This window comes from uncultured Gimesia sp. (genome assembly GCF_937910335.1).
Taxonomy (GTDB): Bacteria; Planctomycetota; Planctomycetia; order Planctomycetales; family Planctomycetaceae; genus Gimesia.
This window is the reverse complement of the sequence record NZ_CALEMX010000558.1, coordinates 1-9,888: the sequence shown is the minus strand read 5'-3', so window position 1 is coordinate 9,888 and position 9,888 is coordinate 1. Positions and strand designations below refer to the sequence as shown.

At 47.2% G+C, this 9,888-nt stretch carries 8 protein-coding genes; all 8 read left to right on the top strand.

The window, feature by feature from the left end:
- Window positions 1-8 precede the first annotated feature (8 nt).
- On the top strand, window positions 9-179 hold the full coding sequence (locus Q0668_RS26010; protein ID WP_366918984.1) for a sigma factor: 171 nt from the start codon (window positions 9-11) through the stop codon (window positions 177-179).
- Window positions 180-218: 39 nt separating this feature from the next.
- Complete coding sequence (locus Q0668_RS23020) at window positions 219-935, top strand: ATP-binding protein (protein WP_298868884.1); 717 nt, start codon at window positions 219-221, stop codon at window positions 933-935.
- Window positions 936-993: 58 nt separating this feature from the next.
- Window positions 994-2,427 (top strand): sigma-54 dependent transcriptional regulator, encoded by a 1,434-nt coding sequence (locus Q0668_RS23015; protein WP_298868883.1) that lies wholly within the window; start codon window positions 994-996, stop codon window positions 2,425-2,427.
- Window positions 2,428-2,790: 363 nt separating this feature from the next.
- Window positions 2,791-3,519 carry a TetR/AcrR family transcriptional regulator gene (locus Q0668_RS23010; RefSeq protein ID WP_298868882.1) on the top strand — a complete coding sequence of 243 codons (729 nt, stop codon included), beginning with the start codon at window positions 2,791-2,793 and terminating at the stop codon, window positions 3,517-3,519.
- Window positions 3,494-4,849, top strand: coding sequence for an efflux RND transporter periplasmic adaptor subunit (locus Q0668_RS23005; protein ID WP_298868881.1), 1,356 nt, complete (start codon window positions 3,494-3,496; stop codon window positions 4,847-4,849). Before Q0668_RS23010 ends, Q0668_RS23005 begins: the two co-directional genes overlap by 26 nt.
- A gap of 85 nt (window positions 4,850-4,934) precedes the next feature.
- Window positions 4,935-8,114: an efflux RND transporter permease subunit gene (locus Q0668_RS23000; RefSeq protein WP_298868880.1), complete on the top strand. Its 3,180-nt coding sequence runs from the start codon at window positions 4,935-4,937 to the stop codon at window positions 8,112-8,114.
- 184 nt (window positions 8,115-8,298) lie between these two features.
- Window positions 8,299-9,396 carry a sialidase family protein gene (locus Q0668_RS22995; protein ID WP_298868879.1) on the top strand — a complete coding sequence of 366 codons (1,098 nt, stop codon included), beginning with the start codon at window positions 8,299-8,301 and terminating at the stop codon, window positions 9,394-9,396.
- 214 nt (window positions 9,397-9,610) lie between these two features.
- A partial coding sequence (locus Q0668_RS22990) for a hypothetical protein (RefSeq protein ID WP_298868878.1) occupies window positions 9,611-9,888 on the top strand: 278 nt, incomplete at its 3' end.

The following is a 9,888-nucleotide window of genomic DNA, read 5'->3' as shown; positions in this document are numbered from 1 at the left end:
ACGACCTCATGGCGGCTCACCAAGACCGTGTGTTTGCTATCTGCCTGCGCATGCTGCGTGACCGCGAGGCCGCTCTCGACGCCACGCAGGAGACATTCCTCACAGTCTTCAGAAAGGCCGATCGTTTTCAAGCGAAAGCCGCGTTCTCAACATGGCTGTATCGAGTGGTACTGTTTTGATCGAATGGTTTGTAAGATTGAAATCCGGAATGATCTGAAATGAATAAGAGCCCATTAAGCATCGATGAACGCGAGCAGTTTCAGGCGCAGTATTCGGAAATCGCTTCGCTCGCCGGAGGTTTGGCTCACGAGATTAAAAATCCACTTTCTACAATGAGTATGAATCTGGAACTGCTCACAGAAGATCTAGATTCTCTTGATGTTCCTGCGAAGCATCGCATGTTGAAAAAAGTGGAAAGCGTGCAGCGCGAATGCAAACATCTGGAAGAGATTTTGGATGCATTTTTGCAATTTGCACGCGTGGGGAAACTAGCGTTAACTGAAGCAAATCTGAATGAACAGGTGAGCGACTTTATCGATTTTTTCCGTCCGCAGGCACGTGAAGCGAATATTGAAATCAGTCCGCATTTAGACGCCGATCTACCTCGGATTCAGGTGGATAAAGCTCTGTTAAGGCAAGTGCTGATGAATCTGGCGTTGAATGTCGTGCAGGCCATGCCTGATGGTGGTTTGATCGAATTGCAGACTTATAATAAAAATGGGATGGTCTATCTCGATATCATTGATAATGGGAAAGGCATTAATGAGAAAGTCAAATCCCGAATGTTTGACGCTTTCTTTTCGACCAAATCCGGAGGCAGCGGATTAGGATTGCCTACAGTGAAAAAAATTATCGATGCACATCATGGGACGATTGAATGCGAAAGCGAACTCGGTCGGGGAACTCGCTTTACCATTTCATTCCCGGTATGCTAAGAATTACTTCTAAAACCAACTTTCGATCCATATAAAGAAAAGGCTGAGAGTCTGCTCAATGAGCGCGAAAGATGCTACTGAAAAAGATCTTGCATCGATAGTCATTCGTGTATTGATTATTGATGATGATGAAGCCCATGCACAGGCTGTCGCAGAGAGTCTGGAGCGCGTGGGTTGCGATTGTAAAATTGCGACTTCAGGAGAGCAGGGCGCCAAGCTGATTGAACGCGAAACTGCTGATATTGTGATTACCGATTTGCGTATGGATGGCGTTGACGGTTTATCGATTCTCAGGACAGCAAAAGATGAATTACCCGATGCGGAAGTGATTGTGTTAACCGGGCATGGTTCGATTAATTCGGCAGTGACTGCGATGCAACTTGGTGCCTATACCTATCTGACGAAGCCTCTTGATATCAATGAACTCCGTCATGCTGTTGAAAAAGCTTCCACGCGCGTACGGTTGATGCGTCACAATGCGGAGCTGCATCGTCGGCTCGATGAAAAGTTTGGTTTTGAAGGCGTCGTAGGCAATTCGCCATCAATGCATAAAGTAATTGATAAGCTGAAGAGTGTGGCGTCAACCAACAGCACGGTGATGATCGAAGGTGAAAGTGGTACTGGAAAGGAACTGGTAGCTCGGGCAATTCATCAGAATAGTGAGCGAAAAAGTAAGCCATTTGTTCCTCTGAATATTTCTGCGTTGCCGGACAGTATTCTGGAAAGCGAACTTTTTGGGCATGAGCCGGGTGCTTTTACGGGTGCCATTGGTAAGCGGATTGGTAAATTTGAGCATGCCAATGGGGGTACGCTGTTTCTGGATGAGGTCGGTGAAATGCCGATGCAGACTCAAATAAAATTATTGCGTGTCCTGGAAGACCGTAAGATTGCCAGGCTTGGAACGAATGAAGAACTCAGTCTGAATGTTCGTCTGGTGGCTGCCACCAATGCCGACCTGTTGGAAATGGTGAAGGCAGGAAGTTTTCGACAGGATTTGTATTACCGTTTATCCGTCGTCAATATTGAACTGCCTCCCTTGCGCGAAAGACGGGGGGACATCCCATTACTGACAGATCACTTTTTGAAAGAACTGTCAACGCAATATGGAAAACCATTCGAAGGTGTTTCTCGCGCTGCCCGCCGTGCATTGATGTCCTATGACTGGCCGGGCAATATTCGCCAATTACGAAATGCTGCCGAAAGGATGCTGGTCCTTGATACTGATGGCACTCTGGATCTGGATGATTTGCCAGAAGAAATTATGCCCGTTGGGGGGACTGAAGGTGACAGTAGTTATTCTTCAGATCGTTCCGGTGCCGATTTCCTGATCGGGCGACCGTTTTCTGAGGTCGAACGCTATTACATTGAGCGCGCGTTGGATCTGGCTGATGGCAAGCGGGAGGAAGCAGCCAAAATGCTGGGCATTGGTGAGCGAACTCTCTACAGGAAGCTCAAAGAATACCAGAAACAAAAAGAAGAGCAAAGCAGTTAAGTTTTTGGTGAAAGAGGGTTTCCTTCTCATTCAATGACATGCTGGGTTGAAACGGGACGCCTTTGATATCCTATTTTCCAAGGTGCGCTGAAAGCAACGACAGTAGTTGACGAAGTGTTCAATTTATACCAGGGGCCATCTCATCGGTCTCCAAGGAAAAGGGGCATGCTTCCAGTCGATCGAGTGATCAACATTCTTGTATGGTTATAGATGTTAAGTCTCTGTATAAATGTGGTTTACGATGATATTTGTTCCATGTTTAACCGGTCCGGATATGGGGTTTGGTATACTGGAAATACAATCGATATAAAATAAGCATAAATATGTTGACTAATAATGACGATCCGTCATAATGGGGTTGTTATGAATACCAGAGATCGCAAACATCGAGAAATGCAGGAACGTGAAGCCATCATCCTGGAATGCGCGCGTCCCATGTTTATTGAAGGCGGTTATAACGGTCTGAATATGGATCGTCTGACGAGCATGCTCGAATACTCCAAAGGCACGATCTATAACCACTTTTCCTGCAAAGAAGAAATCATTATCACGCTGGCGATTCAGACTCTGGAAAAACGCCTGGCAATGTTTGAAAAAGCGGCTTTGTTTCAAGGGACGTCACGTGAGCGCATTGCTGCCATTGGAACAGCTGCTGAGCTGTTTGTGAAATTATACCCCGATCATTTTCGGGTGGAACAGACGATTCGTCTCGATTCGATCTGGGATAAAACTTCTGAAGAACGACGGCAGGTGATGTCGAATTGCGAACGTCGTTGCATTGGAGTTGTCAGCGGTGTGGTTCGAGATGGAATTGCCAGTGGTGATCTCAATCTGAAAGATACTACTTCGCCCGAAGAGATCGTGTTTGGTTTGTGGTCGCTTTCGTTCGGTGGCTATTCAATTATTGCTACCAGTAATTCTTTGCAAGAGATAGGTATTTCTGAACCATTTAAAATGTTGCGACACAATTATAGTCGTTTTCTGGATGGTATTCAGTGGAAACCGCTCAGCTCAGAAGTGGATTACGATGCGGTCTTTGAGCGTGTCAGTGAGGAGGTGTTTGGAAATGAGCTTCAGCAAATTACGGCCTAAGTCGCTTTTTTTTCATGATAAAATGACGTTTCGTCAAATAGTGACGGCATGTGTAAAACAGTATTATCCGGTGTTAGTCATTCTTTTGGTGACTGGCATTGCCGGAGTATGCTGGTCGTTTGCTGATATTGCCTATTCCACTGAAATCAAATCTGACAACTCAAAACGGCAGAGAATGCCCGTTGATGTAGTCGAAATCAAATCGGTTAAATCGTTTTTACGAAAGCGAAAATATACGGGTAAAGTAGAAGCGGCGCGCATCAGCGAACTGGCATTTGAGCGGAGTGGGAAACTGATCAACGTGGCCGTCGATGAAGGTGACTCGGTTGAAGCGGGAATGGTTCTGGCCAATTTAAGTACAAGGCATCTGGATGTGATTCGATTGAAGCTGCAAGCAGAGCGTGCAGCCGCTCAGGCAAAACTCGATGAATTAAAAGCAGGTCCTCGACTTCAGACAATCGCAGTGACTGAAGCCGAGGTCAGGCAACTTTCTGCCAAACTCAAAAATCTAGAGGCAAATCACAAACGAAATCAACAATTGTTGAAACGAAATGCCATTTCCAAATCTGTTTTCGAAGAAACACAATACGATGTCGAGCAGCAACAAGCTCAATTGGATGCCGCAAAAAGTCGGCTGTCTGAACTGCAGGAAGGCACGCGTAAAGAGAAGATCGCTGCTCAAAAAGCGGTCGTTGCCAATTTAGATGCTGCATTAGCTGACAATCAGGTTGATCTTGATGATGCCAGGCTGACTGCACCATTTAGCGGTCGGATCTCAAAACGGTATGCTGATGAAGGCACAGTCATTCCTCCTGATGTGCCTTTATTCAGATTGGTTGAAGATCAGAAATTGGAGGCGCATATCGGCGTTCCTGTGGACATGGCCAAAGATCTGAAGCAGGGCTCAAAGAAAAAAGTGCAGCTCAACGGGAGAACATTTGACGCTACACTGAAAGCGATTTTACCCGAGCTTGATCCGGTAACACGTACACGGGAAATCGTTCTCTCTCTGAATTCGAAAGCCGCATTGCACCTTGTTCCTGGCCAGGTGATTCGTATTGAGATCGAAGAAGCAGTTCCGATGCAGGGTTTCTGGTTGCCATTAGGTGCATTGGCGCGGGGTGAGCGGGGGCTCTGGTCTGCTTATTCTGTTATTGATGGTAAAACTGAGAGTGAATTCGTCTTAGAAAAACGACAAGTTGAAGTATTGCATACCGCAGGTGATCGTGTACTCGTACGGGGAACTCTGACGACAGGAGATCGGATTGTTGTGGATGGGATTCATAAGCTGGCAAATAATCAACGAGTTGTGATTAAGTCAAACCGCTAAAACAATAAATGGTGAGACGGTCCATCATTGTGAGATGATGATTTCAGCAATGCAGCGTCGTTAATCATCGAGAAGGGATCTAATCATGCTGGAAGGATTATTTTATCGAAATCGTCGATTGTTAATCCTGATGATTGCGCTCATCACGGTTGCCGGCTTATCCAGTTATTATGTGCTGCCTCGGATGGAAGATCCCGTGTTAACGCAACGGGTGGCGCGCGTAAATACCCGTTTCCCGGGGGCTGACGCAACGCGAGTTGAATCTCTGGTTTCCGAAAAAATCGAAGAGGAACTCAGGGAGATCGATGAGATCAAAGAATTACGTTCGATTTCTCGTTCTGGCATGTCGTCCGTAACGATTGAATTGCGCGATGACGTTTATGAAGTCGACGAAATCTGGTCGCGTATTCGCGATAAAATTGACGATGCCCGAGTTGACTTTCCTCAAGGAGTTGAGGAACCGGATTTTGAAGAGCTGGAAGTAAAAGCCTATGCCATGATAATCGCTCTGGTTTGGGATAATCCGAGTGAAGTGAATTACGCTGTATTGCGACGGACTGCAAGACAACTGGAAGATCGCCTGCGTTCACTATCCGGTACGGAAGATATTGACACTTTTGGTGATCCCGATGAGGAAATCGTTGCTGAGATTCAATCGGATAAAGTTGCCTCGCTGGGCTTGAGTGTTCAGGGGATTGCAGATCAGGTGAAATCATCGGATGCCAAGCTGACTGCAGGGCTCTTGCGCGGACAAAAAAGTGATCTGCTCATCGAAGTTGATTCAGAACTGGATTCACTTTCGCGAGTAGCAAATACGCCGGTTCAATTTGGTACGGAAGGGCATTCCGTGCAGTTAGGTGATATTGCCAGCATCAAAAAGGGGGTTGCCTTACCATTGAGCAGTCTGGTGATAGCAGATGGAAAACCCGCGGTGACTTTGGGCGCTTTCGTACGCGACAGCGTTCGGCTTGATCACTGGAGCCAGTCTGCGAAAGCAGTCGTCAAAGAGTTTGAGCAAACTCTGGCCGATGATGTGATGGTGCAGACCCTGTTTGATCAGAATCGCTATGTGGAAGCAAGATTGGATAGCCTGTTGCGGAACCTGTTGTATGGTGGTCTGGCAGTGATTGCTGTGATCGTGTTTATGATGGGCTGGCGAAATGCCGTTGTTATCGGACTGGCGTTGCCTCTGTCAGCCTTTATGGTTCTGGCGGGGCTTCGTTTTTTGGATATCCCCATTCATCAGATGTCAATTACGGGTTTGATTATTGCATTAGGGCTCTTGATAGATAACGCGATCGTCGTCGTTGATGAAGTGCGGTCTAAATTACAGGTTGGCAATTCGCCTGAAGAGGCAGTGATCTCCACCGTGCGGCATTTAGCGGTTCCTTTACTGGGGTCTACTTTAACCACAGCGCTGGCGTTTGCTCCCATTGCATTAATGCCCGGGCCAGCGGGGGAGTTTGTTGGATCGATTGCGATCAGTGTGATTTTAGCAATTTGCAGTTCGTTCTTTCTCGCAATGACAGTGATACCTGCGATTGCCGCTCTGTTTGCAGAGCGTGATGTCGAATCAAACAATGATCACTGGTGGCAAACTGGTTTCAGTCATGCAAAGATGCGATCCGTTTATCGGAAATCGCTTGATTATCTGTTTGCGCGTCCGCTGCTGGGTGTGGCTTTGGGGTGTGTCTTGCCTGTTTGCGGCTTTCTGGTTGCGAGTGAATTGCCTGAGCAATTCTTTCCTCCAGCAGATCGAGACCAGATAAACATTGAACTGGAATTAAACGCGCATGCTTCCTTGGCAGAGACGCAGGAGACTATAGAAACCATTCGCCAGGTTGTTTTAAAACATCCAGAGGTGCTGGGGATTGAATGGTTTTTAGGCGAGAGTGCACCACAATTCTATTATAATATTATCGCCAAACGCGAAAACTCTTCAAATTATGCCCAGGCACTTGTGCAGTTAGAATCCGCTTCTAAAGGACAAGCACTGATTCATGAATTACAACGGGAACTTGATTCAAAAGTTTCACATTCGCGGGTTTTAGTTAGACAGTTAGAGCAGGGGCCCCCGTTTGATGCTCCTATTGAAGTTCGACTGTTTGGCCCGGATCTACATCAATTAAGTGAGCTTGGTGACGAACTGCGGACGATTCTCAGCATGACGCCCGATGTTCAACATCATAAGGCAGAGCTGGCAGACCCCCTCCCCAAGTTGTCGTTGAAAATCGATGAAGAGCAGGCCAGGCTGGCTGGACTGAATCATGCAGAGATCTCGCATCAGTTAAATGCAGCACTGGAAGGAGCTCTCGGCGGCAGTATTCTCGAAGAAACGGAGGAATTGCCCGTTCGGATTCGAGTGCCCCATGATCAACGTGGTTCGATTGATGCGATTGCTTCTCTTCAACTCATCTCGAATACAAAAACGAGCGATGGACAGACTCAATTCGTCCCTTTGACGGCCATCGCTGAAGTGGAAATGTCGTCGGAAATTGCAGCCATCTCTCACTTCAACGGGGAACGGATGAATGAAGTTCAGGCATACATTAAAGCGGGTGTACTTCCCGCAAAAGTATTGATGGACTTTCAGTCTAACCTGGAGCAGTCTGGATTTGAACTTCCTCCCGGCTATCGTCTGGAATGGGGTGGTGAGGCATCCAAACGAAATGATGCCGTCGGAAATCTGATGGTAAACGTCGGGGTTCTGATGGTCTTGATGGTGGCTACACTGGTGCTTTCGTTTTCTTCATTCCGTGTCGCTGCTTTGGTAGGAAGCGTTGGTTTGCTTTCCATCGGTCTGGGTCTGGGAATGCTCTGGTTGTTTGGCTTTCCTTTTGGGTTTATGGCCATTGTCGGTTCAATGGGCCTGGCGGGGGTTGCTATTAACGATGCGATCGTCGTTTTGGCTGAATTACGGGCAAACCCTGAATCGCGAAAAGGTAATCGTGTTGTAGTACGCGATGTTGTATTACGTTCCACGCGGCACGTGGTTGCAACATCTCTAACAACAGTCGCCGGTTTTTTACCTCTGGTCATTGCGGGAGGTGGATTCTGGCCACCCTTGGCGATTACGATTTCGGGTGGAGTCGGAGGCGCGACGTTACTCGCGCTGTACTTTATTCCCTCAGCTTACATTCTAGTTATGTGCCGCAACTGCCCACTTGGGAATACTGACGACAAAACACAAATTGAAGAGAGCAACTCTGAGGAGCAGACAACGGTTATTGAAAAACGGAAAGCGCGACTGCCTGTATTACGGTAAAGTGATTATTGGCGAATCAATGTGAATGGAATACGGTACTTCTGTAAATCTGAATGACAGCTGAAACCTGTCTTGCAATCGTCTGCGAACTTGACCAATGTCAATGTGCCGCATAGAGTAGAGTCAAACAGTGGTGAAATCAGAATCCCTTCTCTTGTACTTTTTTTCTTAGTGTGGAGTTGACATGCGTGTTTCGATTCTGAGTTCTGTCGTCGTTTTGATGTTTGTTTTGAATTCGGGATTGCTCTCCGCGCAGGAACCAAAGATTCTGCATCAGGTGGTTGCTGTGGAAAATGTGTGTGCCTGGCCTAATTTGACACTCATGCCAGATGGCTCGATCATAGTTGTGTTTCACAACAAACCAAGCCATGGTCAGCAGGAAGGTGACGTTGATTGCTGGGCGAGCAAAGATGGATTGCATTGGGAGAAACGCAGTACGGTTACTCAGCATGATCCGAACACGGTGCGCATGAATCATGCGGCTGGGCTCGCAAAGAATGGCGATCTCGTGGTGCTCTGTTCTGGTTGGAGTAATATTAAACAAGCTTCACGTCCCAAGCAGTCTGCGTTTCGCGATACGATCTTGCGTAGTTGGGTTCTGCGTTCAAAAGACGGTGGGCGCACCTGGAAAAAACGAGAGGCGTTTCCTGCATCTCTAGAGGGTTGGTCAGAATATATTCCCTTTGGCGATATCTGGGCGGGGGCCGACGGAGCCCTGCATGTGTCGTGTTATCAAGGCGAGTTTAGTGATCCTGCGAAGTCAACAAAAACTAAGGGCTGGCGCTCATCACATCTGCGGAGTGATGACGATGGTTGGACGTGGAAAGTCGTTTCTGTAATCGGACCTGGGCATAATGAAACGGATATTTTTCCACTGGGTGGGAAACGCTGGCTTGCTGCGGCGAGAATTGACAAGATGGAGCTTGTTCGCAGTGACGATAATGGTGTGACCTGGCAGAAGCCGGTAGCAGTGACTGAGCGTAATGAGATCAACGGGCATCTCACTCGACTGGTGGATGGGCGTTTGTTGCTTAGCTATGGCGTCCGCATTAATGGCCAGCGCGGAGTTTGTGCTAAGCTGAGTAGCGATGAAGGCCAGAGTTGGAGTAAGCCTTTACGACTGGCTCATACTGCTGATGGTGGCGATTGCGGATATCCCTCTACGATACAGCGGGCCGATGGGAGTCTTGTTACTGCCTGGTATTCTAACAACTCTCCACAACACACAGGCTACCATCTGGGTGTCACGGTTTGGAATGCTGCGAAAGCTGATAAGAACTGAGATCGATCAACCCCGTTCAGTTGGACTGTAAGTTTGTAGAACTCGGAATATTGCGATATTCTTTCAATCGTGTAGTCAATTCATGAACAATAACGCGTTTTTGAGTTGATTTGTGAGCTGCTTAACATATTTCTGAGACTTGATCGTTTCTGATGGTGACAGGTTTATTCGAATTACTTTCGAAACCCCTCCCTCTATACAAAAGGAAAGTCTGATGGAATCTTCGTCCCAGAACGATTCAGAAGCTGCTCAGGAAGTACCGGTTCCCGTTGTTGATAAACCTGTTGCAAAAAAAACGCGACCACAAAAACCATTCTTCTTTGCCGCCGTAGTGGGTCTTTCTTTCGCTGGTTGGTATGGGTGGAATCATAAATATGAAATCGAAGCGTTTTGCTTGAATACATCGATTGTTGAACAATCGAGGAATTCAAGAGCGTTAAGCAATGTAGCAGATTCCGAATTCAATACAGAAGGTCTGATATTGGCGGAAAG

Bases quoted from the DNA above. Each gene is read 5' to 3' on its own strand.
- Q0668_RS26010 (WP_366918984.1), top strand. From the start codon at position 9: ATGGCGGCTCACCAAGACCGTGTGTTTGCTATCTGCCTGCGCATGCTG.
- Q0668_RS23000 (WP_298868880.1), top strand. From the start codon at position 4,935: ATGCTGGAAGGATTATTTTATCGAAATCGTCGATTGTTAATCCTGATG.
- Q0668_RS23015 (WP_298868883.1), top strand. From the start codon at position 994: ATGAGCGCGAAAGATGCTACTGAAAAAGATCTTGCATCGATAGTCATT.
- Q0668_RS22995 (WP_298868879.1), top strand. From the start codon at position 8,299: ATGCGTGTTTCGATTCTGAGTTCTGTCGTCGTTTTGATGTTTGTTTTG.
- Q0668_RS23020 (WP_298868884.1), top strand. From the start codon at position 219: ATGAATAAGAGCCCATTAAGCATCGATGAACGCGAGCAGTTTCAGGCG.
- Q0668_RS23005 (WP_298868881.1), top strand. From the start codon at position 3,494: ATGAGCTTCAGCAAATTACGGCCTAAGTCGCTTTTTTTTCATGATAAA.
- Q0668_RS23010 (WP_298868882.1), top strand. From the start codon at position 2,791: ATGAATACCAGAGATCGCAAACATCGAGAAATGCAGGAACGTGAAGCC.